The following is a 23,662-nucleotide window of genomic DNA, read 5'->3' as shown; positions in this document are numbered from 1 at the left end:
TTTAGCCCTTCCACACCTGCGGATTGACCAGATCCTGCGGTCGCTCACCCAGCAACGCACTGCGCAAATTGGCGTAGGCGCGATCGGCCATGGCCTGGCGCGTCTCGTGGGTGGCGGAACCGATGTGCGGCAGGGTGACTGCGTTGCTCAACTGGAACAGCGGTGATTCGGCCAGCGGTTCTTTTTCGTACACATCCAGACCCGCGCCACGAATAGTGCCCTGCTGCAGGGCTTCGATCAGCGCGGGTTCGTCGACCACCGGGCCGCGAGAGATGTTGATCAGGAGCGCACTGGGCTTCATCAGCGCCAGTTCGCGGGTGCTGATCAGGTGTTTGGTCTTTTCGCTCAATGGCACCACGAGGCAAACGAAGTCGGACTCGGCCAGCAGTTGATCGAGGCTGCGGTACTGCGCGCCCATTTCCTGTTCCAGCGAGGTCTTGCGACTATTGCCGCTGTACAGGATTGGCATGTTGAAACCGAAATGGCCACGACGTGCGATGGCCGCGCCGATGTTGCCCATGCCGACGATACCCAGGGTCTTGCCATGCACGTCGGTGCCGAAATGCGAGGCTTCGACCGTGCGTTTCCATTGGCCAGCCTTGGTCCAGGCGTCCAGTTCGGCAACGCGTCGGGCGCTGCTCATGAGCAGGGCGAAGGCCAGGTCAGCGGTGCTTTCGGTCAACACATCCGGGGTGTTGGTGAGCATGATGCCGCGCTCGTTGAAATAGCCCAGCTCGTAATTGTCGTAGCCCACCGAAATGCTCGACACCACTTCCAGCCTGGTGGCACTTTGCAGTTGTTCGCGGCCCAGCGTGCGGCCCGCGCCGATCAGGCCGTGGGCGTGCGGCAGCGCGTCGTTGAACTGCGCGTTCATATCGCCAAGCGTGGGGTTGGGTACGATCACGTTGAAATCTTGCTGCAGGCGCTCGGCCATTTCAGGGGACACGCGGCTGAAGGCAAGTACGGTCTTTTTCATCAGGCAGATACTCTCGGACGTTCGAATGGTCAGTGCGTAGCACGCTAACATTCTTGCCCGTCCCTGGGCATCTGGTTCTTTCGAGGGGATTCTTCTGCCGAGCGGAACAGGTCAGACGATGTTCATCAAGTCGTGGGTTTTCAAGTCGGCTTCATGTGCGGCCAGAATCTCTGGCAGTGAGCCGCGCAGGTATTCGACCCACGTCCTGATCTTCGCATCCAGGTACTGACGCGACGGGTAGATGGCGTACAGGTTCAGTTCCTGCGAGCGGTAGTTGGGCAGGACCCGTACCAGCGTGCCGTTGCGCAAACCTTCGATGGCGGAGTAAATCGGCAGAATCCCCACCCCCATGCCACTGCAGATCGCGGTTTTCATGGCGTCGGCCGAATTGACCAGGAAGGGCGAGGTGACGATGGTGACCATCTCCTGACCTTCAGGACCATCAAACAACCACTTCTCCAGCGGAATCACCGGGCTGACCAGGCGCAAGCAGGCGTGGTTGAGCAGGTCTTGGGGCTTTTGCGCAGCACCGAAGGCTTTGACGTAGGCCGGCGAGGCACAAACGATGCTGTAGGTGATCCCCAGGCGTTGGGAAACGAAACCCGAATCCGGCAGCTCGCTGGCCAGGACGATGGAGACGTCGTAACCCTCGTTGAGCAGGTCAGGCGCGCGGTTGGCCATGGTCAGGTCGAAGGTCACGTCCGGGTGATGCTTGCGATAACGGGCGATGGCATCGATAACGTAATGCTGGCCGACGCCGGTCATCGAATGGACTTTCAGCTGTCCGGCCGGGCGAGCGTGAGCGTCACTGGCTTCAGCTTCGGCTTCTTCGACATACCCGAGGATTTGTTCACAGCGCAGCAGGTAGCGTTTGCCTGCTTCGGTGAGGGCAATCCGTCGAGTGGTGCGATTGAGCAGTCGGGTTTGCAGGTGCGCTTCAAGATTTGAGACTGCACGCGATACGTTGGCGGTGGTGGTATCGAGCTGTACTGCTGCTGCAGTAAAGCTTCCCGCTTGCGCCACGCAACTGAAAGCGCGCATGTTTTGCAGGGTATCCATTGGCAGTTCTCTGGTGAGATTGGCAAAGTGTGACATGAAGTAACAGTTGCGTGTGAGTCAGACCAATGGATTATCGCGCGTTTGGTAACAAAGAATCACACTTCCCTCGGCTTATCGCCGCCCGGACTGCCGCCTAGAATCGTTGTCTTCACGCTATTTCACCTAAGTCGGGAATTCGCAGCTGTGCCGCGTCGCATGATCAGAGGGCTTAAGCTCCTCAGTGTTTTGTCTTTATCCCTGGCAATAGGCGGCTGCATCGGGACTTGGGGGATTGCCCCTCAAGACCACTCCTTGCCGGCCAACACCCTGGCCACGGACGAAGCTATCCAAAATGCTGCCAAAGATGCTCATTGGCCCGCTGCCCAGTGGTGGCGAGCCTACAGTGATGAGCAACTTGACCGCTGGATCGAGCTTGCCGCCCAAGGCAGCCCGAGCCTTGCGATGGCCGCCGCCCGCGTACGTCAGGCCAAGGCCATGGCCGGTATCGCCGAGTCCGCCGAGTCGGTGCATGTCAATGGCGACTCTACCCTCAAACGTCATAACTGGCCTACCGACCAGTTCTACGGTCCAGGCGCGTTGGCCAATACCAGCACGTGGGACAACAATGCCTCGCTGGGCCTGAGTTACTCCCTCGACCTGTGGGGCCGGGAAAGTAATACCACCGAACAGGCGCTTGATCTGGCGCACATGACTGCCGCCGAATCACGCCTGGCGCAACTCGAACTGCAGAACAACATCGTCCGTGCCTATATTCAGCTGTCGTTGAATTACGCGCAGCGCGACATTGTTGAAGCGACGCTGGCCCAACAGCAGCAGATCCTCGATCTGGCGCAACGACGCCTGAGCGGTGGGATCGGCACTCATTTCGAAGTAAGCCAGGCCGAAACACCGCTGCCGGAAACCCATCGGCAAATCGATGCGCTGGACGAGGCTATCGACCTGAGTCGCAATCAGCTCGCGGCGTTGGCAGGTAAGGGCCCAGGGGAGGGCGCGAAGTTACAGCGGCCAACCCTGTCATTGCAGGCCGCATTGAAACTGCCATCGGCATTGCCCGCTGAACTGCTCGGGCAGCGCCCGGACGTGGTCGCCAGCCGCTGGAGAGTCGCGGCCCAGGCGCGCGGCATCGATGTCGCGCATGCCGGCTTTTACCCTAACGTCGATCTGGTCGGCAGCCTCGGCTTCATGGCTACTGGCGGCGGCATGCTGTCGTTCCTCTCCGGCAATAAATTCAACTACAGCGTCGGCCCGGCGATTACGTTGCCGATCTTCGACGGCGGGCGTTTGCGTGCAGAGTTGGGTGAAGCGTCGGCCGGGTATGATGTGGCCGTTGCGCAGTACAACCAGACACTGATCAATGCGCTCAAAGATATCTCCGACCAATTGATCCGCCGCGCCTCGATGGACAAGCAACAAGTGTTCACCGCTGAGTCGGTGGCGTCGGCGCAGAAGACGTATGACATCGCGTTGGTTGCCTATAAGCGCGGTCTGACCGATTATCTGAATGTGCTTAACGCCCAGACCTTATTGTTTCACCAGCAGGAAATTCAGCAGCAGGTTCAGGCTGCCCGCCTGACCGCTCACGCCGCGTTGGTGGTTGCGCTGGGTGGTGGCTTGTCGGCAGGTGCCGATTCGCCCGACGAGAAGAAAACCGCGCCCAGCAAACCTCCGGCGGCCCTTGAAGCGCTGGATCACATGATGAGTCGACCATGACCCCTCTGTATGCTCCCGTGCGTTGGCTGGGCTCGTTGGAATGGCGTCGCGGTTTTTTTGAGTGGGCGCGCAGCGATGGCGTGACCTGGGTCTATATCTTCAAGGTGCTGTTCGCCGCGTTCTTGACCTTGTGGCTGGCCATGCGTCTGGAGTTGCCGCAGCCCCGCACCGCGATGATCACTGTGTTCATTGTGATGCAGCGGCAGAACGGGCAAGTCCTGGCCAAAAGTTTTTACCGCTTCCTGGGGACGTTGACCGGTTCGGCGGTGATGGTCGCCCTGATCGCCTTGTTCGCTCAGGACACTGAGTTGTTTCTAGTCAGCCTGGCGATCTGGGTGGGCATTTGTTCGGCCGGCGCCGCGCGTAACCGAAACTTCCGGGCCTATGGGTTTGTTCTGGCCGGTTATACCGCTGCCATGGTCGGCCTGCCTGCCCTGGCACACCCGGATGGCGCGTTCATGGCGGCCATGTGGCGGGTGTTGGAAATTTCCCTGGGCATCCTGTGCTCGACCCTGGTCAGTGTCGCGATCTTGCCGCAAACCGCCAGTGCTGCGATGCGTAACGCGCTGTACCTGCGTTTTGGCGTGTTTGCCGGGTTCGTGGCTCATGGTTTGCGGGTGGGTAATGAATCGGGCGCATTCGAGGCCGGTAACGTGCGTTTTATCGCCGAAGCGATTGGTCTGGAAGGGTTGCGCAGTGTCACCGTGTTCGAAGACCCGCATATGCGCCGACGCAACGGCCGGCTCAATCGCCTGAACAGTGAGTTCATGGCCATCACCACGCGCTTCAATGCCTTGCACCAACTGCTTGAGCGCTTGCGCAGTCGAGAAGCGGTTCAGGTGATCAGCGCCATTGAACCGGGGTTGATGGCACTCGCCGATTTGCTTGAAGCTTTCTCCGGGCGGCCTTTGACCGATGCCGACGCGGCGCGATTGGCCGAGCGATTGGCGGCGTTTAAAGAGGGGCTGCCGGAGCGGGTGCGAAGTCTGCGTGCGGCGCTGGTCGAGACTCAACCTGCCGACGCGGACCTGCTGGATTTCCACACCGCCTATGAGCTGCTGTATCGGTTTGTCGATGACATGCACGGATACGCCCAGACTCATGCCTCGCTGGCCGATCACAACCATGTCCGTGAACAGTGGGATGAACCGTTTACCTCACAGACGAACTGGATGGCCGCTCTCGCCGCCGGTGTTCGAGCCTCGTTCGTCCTTTTGGTGCTGGGCAGCTATTGGGTTGCCACCGCATGGCCGAGTGGTTCCATCATGACCTTGGTCGCCGCCGCCACCATCGGCCTTTCAGCCTCGTCGGCGAACCCCAAGCGCATGGCCTTTCAGATGGCTTGCGGCACGTTTCTGGGAGCCATATTAGGCTTTATCGAAATGTTTTTCGTGTACCCGTTCATCGATGGCTTCCCCTTGTTGTGCCTGGTGCTTGCCCCGGTGTTGGTGCTCGGCTCGTTCCTCTCCTCGCGGCCGCAATTGGCGGGCTATGGCTTGGGATTGTTGATTTTTTTCAGCACCGGCTCGGTGCCTGACAACCTGACGATCTACAACCCTTACGGGTTCATCAATGACTACATCGGGATGGTGCTCGGCATGCTGGTCTGCGCAGCGGCGGGTGCAATTATTTTGCCGCCCAACAGCCGTTGGATGTGGAGCCGGCTTGAACAGGACTTGCGTCAGCAGGTGTTGTACGCCATCAGCGCGCCGTTGCGCGGTTTAGGGTCGAGCTTCGAAAGTCGTACCCGTGACCTGCTGCATCAAGCTTACGGCCTGGCGGCGGGGCAACCGGAGGTTCAACGCAATCTGTTGCGCTGGATGTTCGTGGTGCTTGAGGTCGGTCACGCCATCATCGAATTACGTCGTGAACAGTCAATCATGCCGGTGCACCCGTGCTATGCCGAGTCACAGTCCTGGCGTCTGGCGATCCGGGTGATGGGACGCTCGCTCATCCGCTTGTTTCTGCAGCCCAACCACAGCAACCTGGAACGTGCCCTGATCGCCGTCGATCATGCGATCAGTCGAGTGCAGGCCACTGATGAGCCCTTTGCCCGGCACTTCGACACGTCGGTATTGCGGCGCGTCCAGAGTTACTTGCACTTTATCCGCACTTCGCTGCTTGATCCGCAATCTCCCCTGGCCGCGTATGCCCCGTTACGCAAGCCGCAAGGACTGATCCATGCCTCGTGAAATCGCCTTCCACGGCGTCTATATGCCGACCATGACCTTGATGTTCCTGATCGCGGCAGTCATTGCCTGGACCTTGGGTCGGCTCTTGTCCGAACTCGATCTGTATCGGTTTTTCTGGCATCCGGCGCTGCTGCGTCTGTGCGTGTTTACCTGCATCTTTGGCGCTCTGGCGCTCACCGTTTACCGTTGATGCACTTTTTTTGAGAAACCCTGGATGAAAAAGCTCTTCAGTCTGATTGCTACCTTGCTGGTTCTGGCTCTGGCCCTGTGGATCGGTCGTACCCTGTGGATTAATTACATGGACACACCCTGGACCCGCGATGGTCGGGTGCGCGCCGATGTGATCAACGTCGCTGCCGATGTCTCCGGTGTGGTGGTGGATGTGCCGGTGCGCGACAACCAACTGGTGAAGAAGGGCGATGTGCTGATGCTGATCGATCCAGAGCATTACGAGATTGCCGTCAAACAGGCGCAGGCGTTGGTGGCTTCACGCAAGGCCACGTGGGAAATGCGCAAGCTGAATGCCAAGCGTCGCGCGGACATGGACAGCCTGGTGATTTCCAGCGAAAGCCGTGACGATGCGAGCAATATCGCCAGCTCGACGCTGGCCGACTATGAGCTTGCTCAGGCGCAACTGGACGCCGCCGAGCTCAACCTCAAACGCACCAAGGTGCTGTCTGCGGTAGATGGCTACGTCACCAACCTCAACGTGCACCGTGGCGACTATGCGCGGATCGGCGAAGCAAAAATGGCCGTGGTCGACAAGAACTCGTTCTGGGTGTACGGCTACTTTGAAGAGAACAAACTGCCGCATGTTCGCGTCGGTGATCCGGCCGACATGCAGTTGATGAGCGGCGAAGTGCTGAAGGGCCACGTCGAAAGCATCGCCCGTGGCATCTATGACCGGGACAACCCGCAAAGCCGCGAACTGACCGCCGACGTCAACCCGACCTTCAACTGGGTGCGCCTGGCCCAGCGTGTACCCGTGCGCATCCACCTGGACCAGGTGCCAGAGGGTGTGGTGTTGGCGGCAGGGATTACCTGCACCGTGATCGTGAATCCAGAGGACCATTGATCATCAGCGTTGATGGATGCAGTACCTACAATGTGCCACGCAATCCAAAGCGCTTTTTCAACGCGTAGTCCAACACGCCTTTAGGCAGCAGCCACGCCATCAGCGGCATGGCCCTGCTGCCATTACCCAACCGCAGCAAGCGCGGAGGGTTGTCTTGCGACAAGGCCTTGAGCAGGTCGCGGGCGAAGTCGGCTGCGGGGGTCGGGTTACCTTGTGACGCGTTGGCCCGGGCGCGAATAGCGTCACGCAGCGGCCACCAGGGTGAGGACTCACCGATCAACTGTTCGGCTTCGCGGCTGGCGTTGCTGGCAAAGCTGGAGGCGATGGCGCCAGGCTGCACTTCCATCAGTTTGATGCCGAACGGTGCCAGCTCCAGACGCAGGGCATCGCTAAGCGCATGCACGGCGGCTTTAGATGCGCAATAAGCGCCTGCAAACGGCGTGACCAGCACCCCCGAAACACTGCCGATATTCACTACCAGCCCTTTGCTGCGGCGCAATAACGGAAACAGCGCACGCGTGACGCCGACCACCGCGAACACATTGGTGTCGAACTGTCGGCGCATAGCCTCCACGCCACCATCGAGCAACGGCCCCATGGCGCCGTAACCGGCATTATTGATCAGCACATCAAGGCCGCCTTGTTGCTCAAGCTGTCCCGCCAATCGCTCAAGCGCCGCGCTGTCGTTGACGTCCAGTTCCACCGCGATGAACCCGGCAGCCTGCAACGCAGCGACATCTTCGGTTTTGCGGGCGGTGGCCCAGACTTGATAGCCAGCGGCTTTGAAGGCTTCCGCCAGTGCGCGGCCAATGCCGCTGGAACAACCGGTGATAAGGGCGATGGGCATGTATTTTCCTTAAAGGACCTAGTCCGAGAAACTGCCTTGTAAGTGCTCGGCACGAAACTCCACGGTTTGCGCGCGGTAACCCGGACGCAGCGGCGGCAGGGGTAAGCAGTCTTGCCAATCGCCACCGGCCTGCAATTCGCCAGGGCCGCGATAGCGAGGTGCCGCGTAGACGTTATCGGCCAGGTTGACCGTGTCCCCCGGCATATAAGCCGCAACACGCCACTGCAGGGAGAGCAGCGGCACGTCATTGCCATTGTGTAACTGGATCTGTAACGGACGGTCAGGCGGGCATTGTTGCGGCAAATAAGTCAATCGCAACTCCAGATGCTCCAACCGTCGCGTTTCGCGGCTGTCCTGCCATACCACCCATGCCGCCACGCTCCCCAAACCCAACACCGCCGCCAATGACACCGGCAACGCCTTGGCGGGGTAACGCAAGAGCAGAATCAGCCACGTTAGAATGAGCGCAATGCCGATCAGCATGGGGGGATACCTTGGTCACACAGATGTGGGCATCGTAGCGTTAGCTTCAGGCTTTGTATTGCGGCACTGACGCCTTTGCGAATGAATTCGCTCCTGCGCAGCCACAAATGTCACTGACTGAAGGCGATGTGACTGACATGAAAAAGCCCCCGTAACCCCTCTGCGGATGGGAAATACGCAGAGGGGTTACGAAGGCCAGAGTGTTACGGTTTAAACCGTATCAGCGTGCGATGGTTTTGGTCTTTATGCCCATTTCCACCACGTTATTGGAACGCCCGTAGACGTCTTCGAAACGTTCAATGTCGTCTTCGCCCAAGTAGCTGCCGGACTGGACTTCAATGATTTCCAACGGGATCTTGCCTGGGTTTCTCAAGCGATGGACCGAGGCAATCGGGATGTAGGTGGATTGGTTTTCGGTCAGCAGGAACACGTTTTCATCGCAGGTCACTTCGGCAGTGCCGGAGACGACGATCCAGTGTTCGGCGCGGTGGTGGTGCATTTGCAGGGACAGGCAAGCGCCCGGTTTAACCGAGATGTGCTTGACTTGGAACCGGCCACCCATGTCCACCGAGTCGTAGGAACCCCAAGGTCGGTAAACCTCACAGTGGTTCTGGGTTTCGCTACGGCCCTGTTCGTTGAGGGTGTTGACCATCTGCTTGACGCCCTGAACTTTGTCTTTGTGGGCAATCATCATCGCGTCTTTGGTTTCGACCACGACGATATTGTCCAGGCCAATGACCGAGACCAGTTTGCCGTTGCCATGGATCATGCAGTTGCGGCTGTCTTGGATCACCACATCGCCTTTGGCCACGTTGCCGTGGGCGTCTTTTTCCTGCACGTCCCACAGCGATGACCAGCAGCCGACATCATTCCAGCCAGCGGTGAGCGGAACCACGCAGGCGCGCTGGGTTTTTTCCATCACGGCGTAGTCGATGGAGTTGTCCGGGCAGCAGGCGAAGGTGGCGGCATCAATGTCGATGTTGTCGCCGTCGTGAATGCTGCGTTCGAGGGCCAGCATGCAGGTGTCGTAGATGTCCGTGTCGTGCTTTTTCAGCTCTTCGAGGTAACGGCTGGCACGAAACAGGAACATGCCGCTGTTCCAGAAATAACCGCCAGCGTTGACGAACTCGGTGGCGCGCTTTTCGTCAGGTTTTTCGACGAAGTGCGAGACGCGGCTCACACCCTCGGGCAGTAGCACATCGTGGGTCGACTTGATGTAGCCATAACCGGTTTCAGGTTTGGTCGCCGGTACGCCGAACAGCACCATTTCGCCGCGTTCGGCCGCGACGGTGGCCAGGGCGAGGGCGCGTTGCAGGGCTTTTTGATCGTCGATGACGTGGTCGGCCGGGAGCACCAACATCAGTTCATCACGGCCATCGCTGAGCAGCATCATCGCGGTGATTGCGACGGCCGGTGCGGTGTTGCGGCCGAAGGGCTCCAGCAAGATGGCCTGGGTCTCTAGCTTCAAGGTGTCCAGTTGCTCTGTAACGATGAAGCGGTGGTCCTTGTTGCAGACCACGATAGGGTCCTGCATGCCGTCGAACTTCAGGCGTTCGAGGGTTTGCTGGAACAGGGTGTGCTCACCGGTCAAGGCCAGGAACTGTTTAGGGAACTGTTTGCGCGAAAGCGGCCAGAGTCGTGAGCCGCTACCACCTGACAAGATTACTGGAATCATTTTACTTCTCCAAAAGTCTTCAAAAAGGCTGTACGTCGTTTTCTGTCGTTTCAGTCTTGTTTTTGTTCCGTGACAACCGGTCCTCTCCTGACTACGGAGCCCAGGACCGGCTGTCTCAATGGGTTAGCGCGTGGCGACCGGGGGTTTGACCCAGACCGGCGACACGTTGCTGCCGCTGCCGGTGACATACAGAACGGCGGCTTCACCACGTTCCAGGGCAATCGGTTTCAGATCGCTGATTTTCTTATCGCCGTCGAACAGCGCCAGGCTGACTTTCACCGGGTTGATTTCACGGTCGCCACGGCCTTTGGCGGCGACGGCCGGGATGACATCGGTCTTGCCATCGGCGGTTTTCAGGGTCAGCGCTTTGTCGGTGAGGTTCTGCACGCGCACCAGGGATTTCTGTTTGTTCTTGAACGGCGGCTCTTCCACCAGTTGTGGGGTGCCGCTGGTGTTGCTGACCAGGGTGTAATAGTGATCACTGGCCAGTTTCACCGGTACGGTCTGGCTGCCAACCTTGGCGCTGTAGTCGCCCTGGGGCATGAAGCTGAAGGCGCTGCTGGCCAACGGTGCGATTTCGTTGAGGTTGGTGTTGCCGACGCTGGCGCTGATTTCCGCGTTGCTGGCGTTGTAGACCCGGACGAAGGTCGAGCCTTTAGGGGCCGTCGGGCCATAGAGCGCAGAGTCGCCACCGGCAAAGGCTTGCAGGGAGAACAAGCCGAGGCCTGCAACCAGTGCGCAGGTTTTCAACAGGCTTTTTTTGGCAAAACGATTTGGAGTGGTCTGTAAGGTCATGAGATGTTCCTCTCAGTTTTGCGCCCGGTTGGGCGACTCGGATTTGTTGGCGTTAAGCGCCAGATTTTGTTGCGGGTCGCGAGCCTGTTTAAGTTCGGCGATCCACTGCGGATCGAACTCGCCAAGGTCGTTGTGGGCAGGCAGATAACGTTCTGGGAACTCCCAAATCAGCACTTGCGGCGGGCTGTTCTTGAAAGCATCGGTTTGCAGGTATTTGAGCATCGGCAGAATCGGGCCATGGCCGTCTTCGGCGTAATTGACCACGTCGCTGTGCAGTGCCTGTTTCAAGGCGCCCAGGAAGTTCCAGTTCGGGTTGGCGCTGTAGCTGGTGCCGACCAGTCCTACCGCGACTTCGTTGTCCGCGAACAGGGCATCGCCGCCGTTAGCCTCGGCCTGAGCCGGATTAGTGCTGCGTTGTTGCAGCTGATCGGGTTTAGGCAACAGGTTGCTGAACAGCGGGTCCAGTGGCAGGAAGCTGGTCAGGTCACCCTTGTACGGCGCGGTCTCTTTGGCTTCGGTGACGAACTTTTCAGGCTGGCCGCTCAACGGTGTTTCATTGCTGATGACCGTGCCCAGCTGTTGAGCGACGACTTCGGCACCCATCGGCGTCCAGTGCGTGTCGGTCCTCAGGAACACGGCACCGTTCTGTTTTGCGCTCTGCAGCGGCGTCAGCAGGTCAGGGGCAATAATGCCGGCCTTCGCCATCTGGGCATGGAACTGCTGATACAAATCGGCATGCAGCGCAGCCGGGGTGTTGTCGCCGATGTGCTCCGGGTACAGCCGGGTTTTTGCCGGCACGATGGCCAGCACCAACTGTGTGCCCTGTTTTTTCAGGGTGTCGCGTACACCTTGAATCAGCGCGAGGTTGTCGGCTTCGTTCTGCTCGCCGTTGGCCACAGGGTTGAACTCTTCATCGCTGTACAGCCACTGATCGCGGCCCAGCACGACACCGGGACGGCCTTCGTTGAACAGCTTGAAGTCCAGTGCGGCCCAAAGGTTGGTGCCCAGGCGTTTGATCGGGAACTCATCGTCGTAATGAGTCTCCGCCGCTTTGGTCCAGCGCCCGTTGAGCACGGTGGTCTCGGCGGAAGTCGAGAAGCTGCCGAAACTGCGCAGCGACCAGACACCCAACGCGAGCAGGATGGCGAGGAACAGGACGATGTAGAGGAAGCGTAATGATCGGGTCATGTCAGGCCCCTCAAAACTGGAAGTAAAGGAACGGCGAGAAACTTTGCGCCGAGAGCTTGAGGATCGATGCTACGAACAACAGCAACACCAAGGTGCGCATCGCATAACGCGGCCAGTCGGCGACCCAGAACGCAGGCTGTACCTGAGCATCGGTGCCGACGGTGTAACCCGGCAGGTGAATGCTGTTCGGCTGGTCGCCAGGGACTGCTTTGATCATGCCCGGTTGAGCGGTTGCGGGACCGTTGGCCTCGGTGCTCTCTTCGCCGGCAGCAGGTTTCACACCCTTGATCGCGTTGGCTTTAGGTCGGTTGGCGTAGAAGTCACGCAGACCGAAGAACGCCAGTGTCATGTACGCCACGATCAGTGTTGCCACTTGCAGGCCGGTGAGGCTGGCGCTGTTGAGTTCCGACAGTTGCCATTCGCTGAAGCTGAACATCGCGCCATACATCCGTGCAGCAACGTGCAGGTTTTCCGAGCGGAAAATAACCCAGCCCATGATCACCAGCAGGAAGGTCAGCGCCCAACGAATCGGATTGAAGCTGCGCTGATTGGTGTTCAGGCCCAAGGCTTTTTCGATCGCCAACCACATGCCGTGCCAGGCGCCCCAGACGATGTAGGTGATGTTCGCACCGTGCCACAGACCACCAAGCAACATGGTCAGGAACAGGTTGCGGTAGGTGGTCAAGGTACCGCCACGGTTACCGCCCAAGGTGATGTACAGATAGTCACGCAGCCAGGTGGACAGGCTGATGTGCCAGCGCCGCCAGAACTCGGTGATCGACTGGCTGATGTACGGCTGCTTGAAGTTCTCCATGAAGCGGAAGCCCATCATCAGGCCCAGGCCAATGGCCATGTCGCTGTAGCCGGAGAAGTCGAAATACAGCTGCGCGGTGTACGCCAGCGCACCGAGCCAGGCATCCCCGGTGGTCGGGTGCTGCAAGGCGAAGCAATGGTCGGCGACTACAGCCAGGGTGTCGGCGATGAACACCTTCTTGATGAAGCCCTGCATGAAGCGCGTGGCGCCTTCGGAGAACTTGTCCAGGGTGTGCGTGCGGTTATTGAACTGGTCGGCCAGGTCGCGGAAGCGCAACACGGGGCCGGCAATCAGGTGCGGAAAGATCGCGACGAACGCAGCAAAGTCGATCAGGTTACGGGTGGCCGGTGTGTCGCCACGGTAAACGTCGATGATGTAGCTGATCGATTCGAAGACGTAGAAGGAGATCCCGATCGGCAACAAGACGTGGGTCAGAATGAACGGTTCGAGACCTACCGAGGTCATCATCGCGTTGATGCTGTCCACGCCAAAGTTGGCGTATTTGAAGTAACCAAGGATGCCCAGATCCACCGCCACGCCGAGCAACAGCCAGCGCTGTGCCGGTTTGGTGCGCACGCCTGCCGCGCCGACTTTCAGGCCGATCCAGTAGTTCCACAGGGTCACGCCGATGAACAACGCCAGGAAGTCCACTCGCCACCAGGCATAGAACGCGTAGCTGGCAATCAGCAACAGCAAGTTGCGGTAGCGTTGTCCGCTCAAGTAGTACAAGCCGAGGAAGATCGGCAAGAACAAGAACAGGAACACATTGGATGAGAAAACCATCCTTATCCCTCCGTTGGTTCAACAGTCAAAGGCCGAAGCCCCCCCAAACCCCCCACAAAAAACAGGGGGTGTATTGCATGAAATTTACTGCCACTGCCGTCTGAAGGTCGTACCGACCTTATCGCAGACACGTCAGCTCCTACGGGGTTCGTGGTGCCTCAGGAACCAGAACCTTTATTGCCTTTTTCATGCGCCGGATCGAAAACCTTGGTCAGGTCGCCGCCAAGACGGAAGGTCTTGAACGGTTCCATCTTGTGTTTTTGATCCAGTACTTCGGCCTTGCAGGTGTAGAGCGAGCAGAAGGGTTCGAGCCAGGCGAACTTGCTGTCGATCTCGAGATCGGTCATGTCCTGTTTTTCGCCGTTGCGCTGGGTGAAACTGTCGGCATCCTTGATCCCGCTCAGCACCCGTTCACCCAGACGCTGCAATGCACCGTTGTTTTCCGGACGTACATCGACGCCATTGGCCTGGGCAAAACTGGCAATCATCGCCATCGGTGGCAGGGCGTAGTTGTGATACGCCAGGGCGCGTTGTTTGCGCTTGAGCTCGTTGGGCAGGAAGCCGTCCTTGTCGATCTGATTGGCGCCGACGCGGAACTCCTTCACCGACCAGTCGAACAAGTCACGTCGATTGGTCACCACCGACGTTGCCATCACCGACCAGGCAGCCCAGTAGGTGTGGTTGTTGTTCTTGTCCATCGGCAGGTTGTCCCAATCGCTGACCACCTGATCGGCCAGTTTGCTGAACCAGGCTTCGATGATTTGCGCTTGTTCCTGATGCGCGGCCAACGGGTGCGAGTTGGAGAACTTCAGGCGCAGGTAAGCCGAGGACATACTGCCCAGTGCCCATTTGCGCATTGACTTGCCGGTGTGGTTAAAGTCCTTGGACTCGAGCGCATCGGCCTTGGCCCAGGTGGTGAGCAGGTTCAAGGCGCAGTCGAGCTGTTCCGGACGACCGTCACGCATGTACTGCATGACGATTTTGCTGGTGTCGCGCTCCAGCTTGGTGATGTCGGCCGTGGCGTCCCTGAAGGCTTTTTCCGAGACCTCGTTGAGGGTCGAGCGGGCCTTGTCCGAGCCTTCGTATTTGCTGCGAAACACCAGTTTGTCGGTGTACGGTTTGGGAATCGCATCGCAGCTGAATTTATTGTCACCGGTTTTGACCTTCTCAATACCGGCGAAGTAGCCCTGTGGTGGAACCAGCGCCTGGGCAGCAGACGCGGCATCGGTCGCGGCCATCAGCGCCACGGCGAGCAGGGTGGGGAGCATCATTTTTCGAGTGTGCATAAAGGCCTCATAACCCGGCTTGCGCGGTGTTTTGCGCAGCTCGTGGGAACACGTTGCGTTTGCATATTTTCGCTTCAACTTGCTGAGGTGCAGCGCCCGCTTCCGGGCCCTGTACTTCCACGGCGAGCAATTGCTGGTCAGCCCAGTCCTTGTCGTCGCGCAGTTCAAAGGCGAAACGCCCGTCTGTATCGGATGTTGTCGGTTTTTCGATTTTCAGGTCTTCATGCCGGCCATTCATGTACCAGAGCGTGGCGTGCAAGGTTTTCACCGACGTGTCGGCGAAGCGGATGTCGACCTGATTACTGCCGTTGCGCACATCTTTGATGCCGTTTTTGCCATTGACCAGAAGCTCATTGGCCCCGGTTTTCAGTGTGGCGCTCTGGCTCATGATTGCAGTCTTGCCTTCGCAGCCGTTGTCGAGCAGAGACATCATCTGCCGGTAGATGGTCTCTTGGTCCAGGCGATACAGCGGCGAGAATTCCCAGATCAGGATTTTCGGCGGTTTCTTCTGGAAGTCGTCGCTGCCCAGGTATTGCAGCATTGAGCCTTCCAGGCCACCACCGGGGAAGGCGACGTTGAGAACGTCTGCGCCGATGTACTCTTCAAGGAAGCCGGAAAAGTTATAGTTCTTGCCGCTGTGACTGGTACCGACCAGGGTGATTTCCGGGTTGCCGGAATCGCCGAACAGGTCGCCGTCAGCGGCTTCGCCCTTGGGCTCGGTCACGAACTGATCCATGTACTGGATCGCGTAGGTATTGCCGCACAACTGCGCGGCCATGTTATGCAGGGTACCGGTCTTGCCCATGCGACCAGACTTGTGGCTTTCGAATTCACGTTTGGGAATGTCAGCGAACCCCGGTACTTGCTTGACCTTTTCGGCGACGATTTTCGCCGTGCGTTGAGCACCGTAAGGCGTCCAGTGTTGGTCGCCACGGAAGTAGAAATCGTGCCCTTGCTCGTCCTTGGTCGAGGGCTCATTGGTCAGTGGCGACAGGTCGGGCACCCAGTAACCCATCTGGCTGAAACGGCCGAGCATGGCCTGGTAGTTTTTCAGCGCCGTTTCGTAGTCGTACTTGGCGCGCTCAGTCGGGAGCAGCTTGTTTCGATCGACCAGGCCACGGGTGGGTTGGTACACCACGACCAGCTCGACACCTTTGCTTTTGAAGGCATCGTGCAGTTCTTTCATGCGCCGATAACCTTCGGGCGAGGTGTCGAATTGGGTCCGCAGGTCTTCCTGGGTACGGAACAGCCAGTCACCCTGGGCCTGTACCAGCGTGGTGAAGTTCTGCTGATAGCGCGTGGTGTAGTTCTTGGCGTCGAGCGCCTGCGGGCAAATGTTGCAGCAAGGCTCGGCGGTGAACGTCGGCGCGTGAGCGTCATCGGCGCGCACGCCGCTCGAGGCTGCGAAGATTGCTGCCGTGAGGCCCGAGAGGCTGAGTAGCTTGATCAATTGAGCGTGCATAAATAGGTTCCCTCAGTCCCGGAGATCGGTCTGGCGTTCGACCGGGTCGATCAACACGGCTTTCTTCTGGCGCACCAGCAGGTCGAGAATTTCGTCCTGACGTTCACCGAGAATCCCGTTGAAGCTGATCCCGTTGGATTTGGTCGGTGCGAGCATCGACACCCGATACAGCTCGACACTCAATGGTGAGTCGATGGACAGTGGGCCGGAACCGTTGGCGGCGAGTTCGCCACCGACAACGATCAGCGAGACCTTGGTGTCGAAGGGGTCAAGGGCGATGTCACGGTCGGTGTCGCTCAAGTCCTTGATGTGCCCGTAGACGCCCATCAGGCCATTGGCCATGGAGATGTTTTCGTACAACCGGATATTCACGCTGTTACGGACACGAATTCCGTGGCGACGGTTGTTGATCACACGGTTGCCCCAGATCAGGTTGTCGCCGCTTTCGTACATCGTGATGCCGTCGGAATGGTTCTGAAAAATCTCGTTGTAAGCGATCAGGTTGTTCACGCTGTTACGGTCGATCACTACGCCCGACAGGTTGTTGTCGTAGCTGCGGTTGCCGAAAATGAAGCTGTCGTTGACCTCACGGGAAATAATGATCCCGTGTTTTTTCTTGGTCCCGTAGACCGTGTTATCGGCAATGATCAGACCGTGTGAGCGGTCATGCGGGTCAATCCCGTAGACGATGTTGTCACGGTAGGTATTGCCCTTGATCACCACGTCACGCGCTTCATAGCAGTAGAAGCCGTACCACATGTCCGAGAACTCGGAACCGATGACCCAGCCGGTCGGTTCCGGGCGTTTCAGTACCTTGGCCATGTTTGGCGTGTACTGAGAAATACTCACGCCATAGGATTTGCTGTTGGCATAACCGAAGCTGGCGATTTTGCTGTTGACGATATAGGTCTCGGTACCGCCCCAGGACAGCAGGAACGGACGAAACTCATTCGGCTTGCGAAAGGTCGCCGGGCCGTTGTCGGCTTCGCGCCATCCGGTGATTTTGGTGTCCCGGACAAACAGCTGGCCATCGTTGATCAAGAACGAACCGGCTTCCTGCGACAAGCGCAGCTCTTGAGTCTTGTTATCGATTTCAAGAATGCCCTTGCGTCCAACGACAATCGGCAACCTGGCCAGGAATACACCGGGCGAGGTTTCGCTGAAGTACTGCTTGGGCAGGCTTTTGCTCAGGTCACGCAAGTTTATGTAACCGTCTTCGATAAAGATCGCCTGGGGGATGCCATGCTGGCGTGCCACCCATTCGGTCATCTTGTTATCGCCACCGATAAAATCTTTCAGGGCGTCTTCCTGCATCATGCGCCGGACTTTGATCTTGCCCGGTTTACTGCGCACGATTTTCTTGGCGACGGCTTCGGCGGTATAGCCGGAGATGTCGGGCAGTTCAGGCTTGGCCAGTTCCAGCGGCGCGGTGGGCGGGCTGGTCACGGTGTAGGTCTTGGCCTGCTGCAGGCCTTTGGCCGGAGCAGCAGGGTCGACCGCAGCAAACGCAGCGGCGCTGGCCAGCATCAAGGCGCTGGCCAACAGGCTGACGGAGCCTCTCATGGGTAGACTGTTCATCGTATCGCTCCCTTGGCAGCTTGCATCAGAAGCGCCAGATGACGTCGATAAAGGCGCGGTGCATATACGAATCCACTTCTTTACCGTAAGCATCGCCAGGTTTGAACACACCGCCACGGAACCGCACCAGTGCCGACGGCTCGTCGATGGACTGGCTCAGTGCCGCAGGCAGCAGGCCCTGTTTGAAGTACTTGGTGACGACCAGATCCATCTCTTGACCGAGGTCTTTTTTACCGTCCATCAAGGGCAGAGAGGTACTGGACTCAACCGCGCCGTCAGCGTTGTAGGAGTTTTCCACGGCATTGATGCCGGTGGTGCCCACGGCCTTGTTGCCGTCGACGCGCCAGAACTTGTGGTAGACCAGGCTGGCGTCATAGTCGTCGCGCAGCATCCAGGAACCGAACAGGGTGCCGGTTTGTACGTTGTTCATGCTGCCGCGAAAGGCCTCGCCGAAACGATGGATCCGCGAGCGGGTGCCGGTGTAGTTCGAGCGGTTGCTTTCCAGGCCGTTCTGTTCGTAGTCGCCGCTGGCGCGGGCATAGGCCGCACCGACTTGCCAGTTAGGGTCCAGCCGCAGACGAATCCCCATGTCAGTGGCCCAGCCGTTGACGTTGCCGCTGGTTTTCTCGCCCGCAGTGCTTACACCGTTCACGGTCGAAGGGTGGATCGAGTCGCGGTCGCCGCTCATCCCGGTCAGGCTGGCCCAGTAATTGATGGTATTGGTGTTGCGGTAGTTATAGGCATCGCTGTTGGCTTCGACACCCAGCCAGGTCAGGTCACCGTTTTGGGTTTTATCCAGGGAGTCGACCTGATCGAGGCCACTCTTGAGTTTGCCGTCATCATGGGTGTGATGGGCGCGCACGCCGGCCCACTGGCCAGGTCTCCACTGCGCCGAAATATCGCCAAACAGGTGCAGGCGATCTTTGTCTTTAGGCGACAGTTCGGAGAGGTCGGTGCGGTATTCGCTGAAGCGTTCCGCTGCGCCAAGGTTGGCCCGGAGCAAGGTGGTGTCGAAGGTCCAGTTCAGGGCTTCGATATTGGCGTCACGCCACATGCCATCGTCGTTGCGCAGGCGCTGACGACCCAAGCGCAGTTCCTCGCCAGGGTAAGGGGTCAGACCTTTGTAGCCGATCCAGAACTCACGCAAGGCCAGGTAGTTTTTGTCGGGCTTTCGATCATTGCTGGCGCTGGAACCGTTGTCGGTATTTGGCTGTTGCAGGGTGTCGGTTTCGATAATATCCGTCGAAGTGACCGCCTGGCCCATGGCGTAGGCGCTCCAGTTGCCGCGCTCGCCGTAGGCCCATGGGCGCAGGTCCAGACCGACACCGTTGACACTGCCGCCTGAGCGGGTGCCCAGGTCGCGGTCGTCTTCGGACTGGCCGGTGACTTTAACTTCCAGACCGAAGTTCTTGGTCTCGGTCAATGCTGCTGCCAACGCCGGAGTGGCCGAGAGCAGAGAAAAGCTCAGGCCCAGGCCAGCTGTCATCCAGTGATTCAACTTCATAAAGCTTCCTCGGCGTCTTCTTGTTGCAGAGCATGCAGGGCCAGATTGTTCTGGGCGGACGTGCCACGTATCTGTTGCTCTTGTTGCAACAGACGTTGGGCTTCGGCGCGCTGTGCAGGCAGCAGTTGGTCATTGATTTGTTGTGCAAGTTCGGTCGCTTCCGGGGTCGGAGCGTCCTGCTTTAGCGCCAGTTGGCTGAACACGTAGGCGTTGACCGGGTTGGGCAAGGTGCCCTTACCTTGGGAGAACAATTGCGCGAGGGCGTAGTCGGCGCTGTTCTGACCGCCGCGAGCGGCTATCAGTAATTGTTCGACGGCCTTTTGCGGGTAGACCTGGCCGAGGTAGCCCCGGCGGTAGATCTGACCCAGGTAGTAGTGCGCGGCAATTTCGCTGCCGGCGGCTTTCTGCAGATGAGCTTCGGCTTGTTTGGCATCGGGCAGGACCCATTTGCCTTCGTAATAGAGTTTGCCCAACAGCAGTTCGGCACGCGGTTGATCCGCTGCGCGACCGTTGTTCAGGTACTCCATCATCGTGTTCACGTCGCCCAGTTCCGGGAAGTCATAGAGCAACTTCGCCAGGCTGACCCAGGAAACCGGATAGCCAGGTGCGACTTTTTCCAGCAGTTGCTGAGCTGTTTTTTCATCAGGCTTGCCAAGCTCGGTATCGCTCAATACACGCGCTACACCGTCAACCCGTTGCGCTGAAACCTTGCCGAGTTCATAAGCGCTTTGCAGTTGGGCAATCAGAGCGGCCTGTTGATCCACTTGCGCGCGTTTCTGGTAAACGGTGGCCAGTTCGACGTAGCAGATGTCGGTGGCGAGCAGGGCTTTCTTGCAGATGCTTTCGATTTCATCCAGATGCTGATCGTAGGTGTTCTGCGTGCGATAGAGCAGCACCTGAGCCAGGCCCGCTTCCGGGTAGCCGGCGGCGCGCCATTGCTCGATCTGCCGTTGCGCATTGACCTTCGGGAAGGTCTGCGGGTATTGCAGGTACAGCATCGCCAGCGGGATCAATGTGCCGCCTTCGCCATTGGCAAAGGCCTTTTTCAGCAGGACCTCGGCTTCATGGTGTTCGGCTTCGGTGGCGTCTGGCCGTGCAACCAGCAAGCGACCCAGCCGGGCCTGAGCCCGGGGCGATGTGTCGGCGGCTGCGCGGTAAGTGGCTTCAGCTTGTTTGAGCTGTGCGGGGTCATGGGTTTCGACCTGAATATCCGCCAGGCCGACCTGTGCATCGCTATAACCCAGGTCCGCCAGTTGCCGATAGTTCTGCTGTGCCATCGCGGTATCGCCGCGTTTGAGGGCTTCGTTGGCCAAGCGCTGATCGGGCAGGCCAGCGCAACCGCTAAGGCCGATCGCCACGGCGAGGCCCAGCAGGGTAGGGGTCGACAGCTTTCGTAGTGGGCTAGCCATGTTTAGAGACCCACGGCCATGGCTTTGTCGATCAGCCAGTTCAATGAAGGGCCACGATCGCTGGTGACTTCCACCGGACGGCCGGACAGGCTGCTGCTCAGAGCTTGGTCAGGCTTGATCTGCACGCGAATGTCGGTCGACAGGTCGGTGCTGCTGTTGTTAGTGCTGCTGACGATCTTGCCGTGACGGATTTCATCTTCGCCTGCGACCTGGAAGTTCACACGGGTACCGGGGCGCACGTCAGCGAACTGGCGATAGCTGAAGCGAGCGTCGACTGTGGCTTCGGTGTTGCGTGGGACCAGTTGGAAGATCACTGCGCCTTTGCCGGCGAACTGGCCGTCAGCGACCAGTTGTTTGGCGATGATGCAATCACAAGGGCTGGTCAGGGTGCCGCTCAATTGCCGGGCGAATAGGTCTTCGACCTTGGCCGGTTGCAGTTGCGCGTCATCCAAGTGGTCTTTGAGCATTTCCAGCATGCTGGTGCTGAACGAGGCCAGTGGTGCACCTTTGGCGACCACGCCATCAGTACCCGCCAGGCTTTGCACGGTCCCTTCGCGAGGCATGGTCACGTCCATGCTTGGCACGCTGACCACGCCGGCGGTTGCATGGCTGACGAAGTACAGACCATAAACCGACTTGAAGATAAAGCCGAACGCGACCAGGCCGACGATGAAGATCCCCAAGCTGAAGATCACGGCGCGCATACGGCCGAAGAACGTCATGCCGCTGCCGCCGTCCTTGACCTTGCGTGCCTTGGTGAAATTGTCGCGCTGCAAGGTGGCGAGTACTTCGCCCATGGTCACAATGTCACCGCTCAAGTGCGAGGTGATCAGGTGGCGCAGGGTGGCGATGTCTTGTTGTTCCAGGTTCTGGAACTGGCAGCCGGCACGGCCGGTACGAGCATCAAAGGAGCGAACCTGCAGTTCAACGTCCATGGCCAGGCCAAGGTTATCGATGACGAATTGCAGGCGGCCTTTCTGTACTTCCCCGACTTTCAGGGGCTGCCGGCCGGCGTTGAAGCACAGACCGCCGGCAGACAGGTCTTCGACCTGGGCAATATGGGCGGTACCGTCGCTGCCGAAGAAGCGCAGTTTGGCCGGTATTTTGACCCGAGCGTGCTGGCGCTGAGCTTCAGATTCATGCACTACATTCACATTCACGGCGGTATTCATGGCGGTAATTCCTACTTAATCAATTGATCCATTGGCCCGGTGGTCAGACCATCGTCAGCAGCACAGCGACGAACACGCTGCCTGCGGAGAAGGTCATGGTCCGAGACGACCAGGTGTTGAACCAACGTTGGAAGCTGGCCAGGTCGCGAGTGAGTTTGGTGTCCTGGCGAGTCCAGGACTGTTGATCGAGGCGGAAGAAAACGTAGATTTTCACCAGCGCACCGACGATCTGGTTGTAATAGAGAATCACGGGGTAAGCGGGGCCGATGGTGTGTCCGGTGCAGGACAGCAACAGCGTCAGGATCAGGCGGGTGATACCGATCCACAGCAGGTACATCAGGATGAACGTCACGCCATATTTGAAGCTGGCGATCAGGGCGACGGTCAGCCCCAGAATCGAGGTCCACATCGACACGCGTTGATCGAACAACACCACGCTGGTGAACAATCCCAGGCGCCTTACACCCAGGCCCAACGCACGGGAGTTCTGCCGCAGGTTGTTGCCGTACCAGCGGAACATCAGTTTGCGGCTGGCCTTGATGAAGCTCTTTTCCGGCGGATGTTCAACGGTGTTGATCGAGGCGTCCGGCACGTAGAACGTGTCGTAACCCAAACGCATCAAACTGAACCAGCTGGACTTGTCATCGCCGGTCAGGAACTTGAAAGTGCCCAGACGCCAATGGTGCAGGGAGTCGCTTTCGACGTCGGCGATGAATTCCGGGTCGGTAACCACTTCGGCACGGAACACAGACATCCGGCCGGTCATGGTCAGCACGCGCTTGGACAGGGCCATGGAACACATATTGAGGTGACGTTGGGCGAAGCGCAGCTTGTGCCATTCGCTCATGATGTAGCCGCCACGGACTTCGCAGAACTCATTGGTGGTCAAGCCGCCAACGTTGCCGAACAACTGGAACCAAGGCACGGTCTTGCGCACGACACCCGGGCTGAGCACGGTGTCGCCATCAATTACCGCAACCACGGCGCGGGCATCGGGCATGTGCCGGGAAATGGCGCGGAAGCCAAAGGCCAGGCCGTCGCGTTTACCGGTGCCTGCGATACGCACGAAGTCGAGCTTGACCCGCTCAGGCGGATTGAGTCTGGCCCACATGCTCTTGACCAGCAGCTCGTCGGACATCTCTACCAGGGAGCAGACAATCGTTGTCGGGTAGCCGCATTCAATGGCTTCGCGAATCACCGAGCTGTACACCTGAGCGGTGGTCAGGGCATCGATTCGAAAACTGGTGACCATCAGAAACACATGGGATGGATCTGCCGCGCTGCCGAGCTTGCGCACTTTGCGGCGCAGGTGCGGATAGACCACGTACAGAAACAGCATGCCGCGCAGAAAGTGCGTGGCGCCCATGGAGTAGCGCCAGATGCCGACAGCGCCAATCAGGAACAGAAAGTTCTTCGACTGAGAGTCGAAGATACTGGAAGGCAGCGCCAAAGCGAGGCCCATTAATATACTGAGATAAAACAGCCAACCTGCGGCCTGAAGTAGGCCGTGCTTTAGCCTGTGCATAATCTGCATCCGTCTCGATATCGGGAGAGCCTTTTGGGTTGGCCCGAATGGGTTAAGGCAGGCATGTGTAGCTGATGCCCGTCAGTTAAGGTGAGGGGGACGTGTGGGAGCGGATTCGCTCCCACAGAC

The 23,662-nt window shown here is 58.8% G+C and carries 19 protein-coding genes; 4 read left to right on the top strand and 15 right to left on the bottom strand.

Translation table 11 applies throughout. The features are described 5' to 3' along the window. Nucleotide 1: 1 nt before the first annotated feature. A complete protein-coding gene (locus QN399_RS19645) occupies nt 2–976 on the bottom strand; it encodes a D-glycerate dehydrogenase (protein ID WP_330201448.1) in 975 nt (324 codons plus the stop codon). 111 nt (nt 977–1,087) lie between these two features. After that, nucleotides 1,088–2,035, bottom strand: a complete 948-nt coding sequence (locus QN399_RS19640; protein ID WP_219060895.1) for a LysR family transcriptional regulator — start codon at nt 2,033–2,035, stop codon at nt 1,088–1,090. A gap of 183 nt (nt 2,036–2,218) precedes the next feature. Here QN399_RS19640 and QN399_RS19635 point away from each other — a divergent pair, with 183 nt between their 5' ends. Genes QN399_RS19635 through QN399_RS19620 form a run of 4 tightly spaced genes read left to right on the top strand, consistent with a single transcriptional unit; the run spans nt 2,219 to nt 7,012 of the window. Further along, nucleotides 2,219–3,745 carry an efflux transporter outer membrane subunit gene (locus QN399_RS19635; RefSeq protein ID WP_322178001.1) on the top strand — a complete coding sequence of 509 codons (1,527 nt, stop codon included), beginning with the start codon at nt 2,219–2,221 and terminating at the stop codon, nt 3,743–3,745. After that, nucleotides 3,742–5,937, top strand: a complete 2,196-nt coding sequence (locus QN399_RS19630) for an FUSC family protein (protein WP_322178002.1) — start codon at nt 3,742–3,744, stop codon at nt 5,935–5,937. Before QN399_RS19635 ends, QN399_RS19630 begins: the two co-directional genes overlap by 4 nt. Further along, nucleotides 5,927–6,127, top strand: coding sequence for a DUF1656 domain-containing protein (locus tag QN399_RS19625; protein WP_219060898.1), 201 nt, complete (start codon nt 5,927–5,929; stop codon nt 6,125–6,127). Before QN399_RS19630 ends, QN399_RS19625 begins: the two co-directional genes overlap by 11 nt. Nucleotides 6,128–6,151: 24 nt before the next feature. After that, nucleotides 6,152–7,012 carry an HlyD family secretion protein gene (locus QN399_RS19620; protein ID WP_322178003.1) on the top strand — a complete coding sequence of 287 codons (861 nt, stop codon included), beginning with the start codon at nt 6,152–6,154 and terminating at the stop codon, nt 7,010–7,012. A gap of 25 nt (nt 7,013–7,037) precedes the next feature. On the opposite strand, the gene QN399_RS19615 is transcribed toward QN399_RS19620, so the two are convergent. From QN399_RS19615 to alg8, 13 genes are all read right to left on the bottom strand, one after another. Next, nucleotides 7,038–7,859: an SDR family oxidoreductase gene (locus QN399_RS19615; protein WP_330201447.1), complete on the bottom strand. Its 822-nt coding sequence runs from the start codon at nt 7,857–7,859 to the stop codon at nt 7,038–7,040. Between the two features lie 18 nt (nt 7,860–7,877). Then, nucleotides 7,878–8,342 carry a multidrug transporter gene (locus tag QN399_RS19610; RefSeq protein WP_322178005.1) on the bottom strand — a complete coding sequence of 155 codons (465 nt, stop codon included), beginning with the start codon at nt 8,340–8,342 and terminating at the stop codon, nt 7,878–7,880. A gap of 220 nt (nt 8,343–8,562) precedes the next feature. Then, on the bottom strand, nt 8,563–10,017 hold the full coding sequence (locus QN399_RS19605) for a mannose-1-phosphate guanylyltransferase/mannose-6-phosphate isomerase (RefSeq protein ID WP_322178006.1): 1,455 nt from the start codon (nt 10,015–10,017) through the stop codon (nt 8,563–8,565). A gap of 123 nt (nt 10,018–10,140) precedes the next feature. Further along, on the bottom strand, nt 10,141–10,812 hold the full coding sequence (locus QN399_RS19600) for an alginate O-acetyltransferase AlgF (protein ID WP_322178007.1): 672 nt from the start codon (nt 10,810–10,812) through the stop codon (nt 10,141–10,143). Between the two features lie 12 nt (nt 10,813–10,824). Continuing rightward, nucleotides 10,825–12,000 (bottom strand): alginate O-acetyltransferase, encoded by a 1,176-nt coding sequence (locus QN399_RS19595; RefSeq protein WP_322178008.1) that lies wholly within the window; start codon nt 11,998–12,000, stop codon nt 10,825–10,827. A 10-nt stretch (nt 12,001–12,010) separates the two neighbouring features. Next, the gene (locus QN399_RS19590; protein ID WP_330201446.1) at nt 12,011–13,597 is read right to left on the bottom strand and encodes an MBOAT family protein; all 1,587 of its coding nucleotides are present in this window, start codon (nt 13,595–13,597) and stop codon (nt 12,011–12,013) included. A 158-nt stretch (nt 13,598–13,755) separates the two neighbouring features. Then, nucleotides 13,756–14,883 carry a mannuronate-specific alginate lyase gene (locus tag QN399_RS19585; protein WP_322178010.1) on the bottom strand — a complete coding sequence of 376 codons (1,128 nt, stop codon included), beginning with the start codon at nt 14,881–14,883 and terminating at the stop codon, nt 13,756–13,758. A gap of 7 nt (nt 14,884–14,890) precedes the next feature. Continuing rightward, entirely contained in the window at nt 14,891–16,345 is a 1,455-nt protein-coding gene (locus QN399_RS19580) for an alginate O-acetyltransferase (protein WP_322178011.1), read from the bottom strand. A 12-nt stretch (nt 16,346–16,357) separates the two neighbouring features. Beyond that, complete coding sequence (gene algG / locus QN399_RS19575; RefSeq protein ID WP_322278435.1) at nt 16,358–17,923, bottom strand: mannuronan 5-epimerase AlgG; 1,566 nt, start codon at nt 17,921–17,923, stop codon at nt 16,358–16,360. Nucleotides 17,924–17,948: 25 nt separating this feature from the next. Then, nucleotides 17,949–19,427 (bottom strand): alginate export family protein, encoded by a 1,479-nt coding sequence (locus QN399_RS19570; RefSeq protein ID WP_322278437.1) that lies wholly within the window; start codon nt 19,425–19,427, stop codon nt 17,949–17,951. Next, entirely contained in the window at nt 19,424–20,836 is a 1,413-nt protein-coding gene (algK, locus tag QN399_RS19565; RefSeq protein WP_322178014.1) for an alginate biosynthesis TPR repeat lipoprotein AlgK, read from the bottom strand. Before algK ends, QN399_RS19570 begins: the two co-directional genes overlap by 4 nt. Nucleotides 20,837–20,838: 2 nt before the next feature. Beyond that, nucleotides 20,839–22,008: an alginate biosynthesis protein Alg44 gene (locus QN399_RS19560; protein WP_322178015.1), complete on the bottom strand. Its 1,170-nt coding sequence runs from the start codon at nt 22,006–22,008 to the stop codon at nt 20,839–20,841. A gap of 43 nt (nt 22,009–22,051) precedes the next feature. Further along, nucleotides 22,052–23,536 (bottom strand): mannuronan synthase, encoded by a 1,485-nt coding sequence (gene alg8 / locus QN399_RS19555; RefSeq protein WP_322183030.1) that lies wholly within the window; start codon nt 23,534–23,536, stop codon nt 22,052–22,054. Nucleotides 23,537–23,662: the final 126 nt, after the last annotated feature.

This window comes from Pseudomonas sp. 10C3, assembly GCF_036346185.1.
Lineage (GTDB): Bacteria > Pseudomonadota > Gammaproteobacteria > Pseudomonadales > Pseudomonadaceae > Aquipseudomonas.
This window is presented reverse-complemented; position numbering and strand designations above follow the sequence as displayed.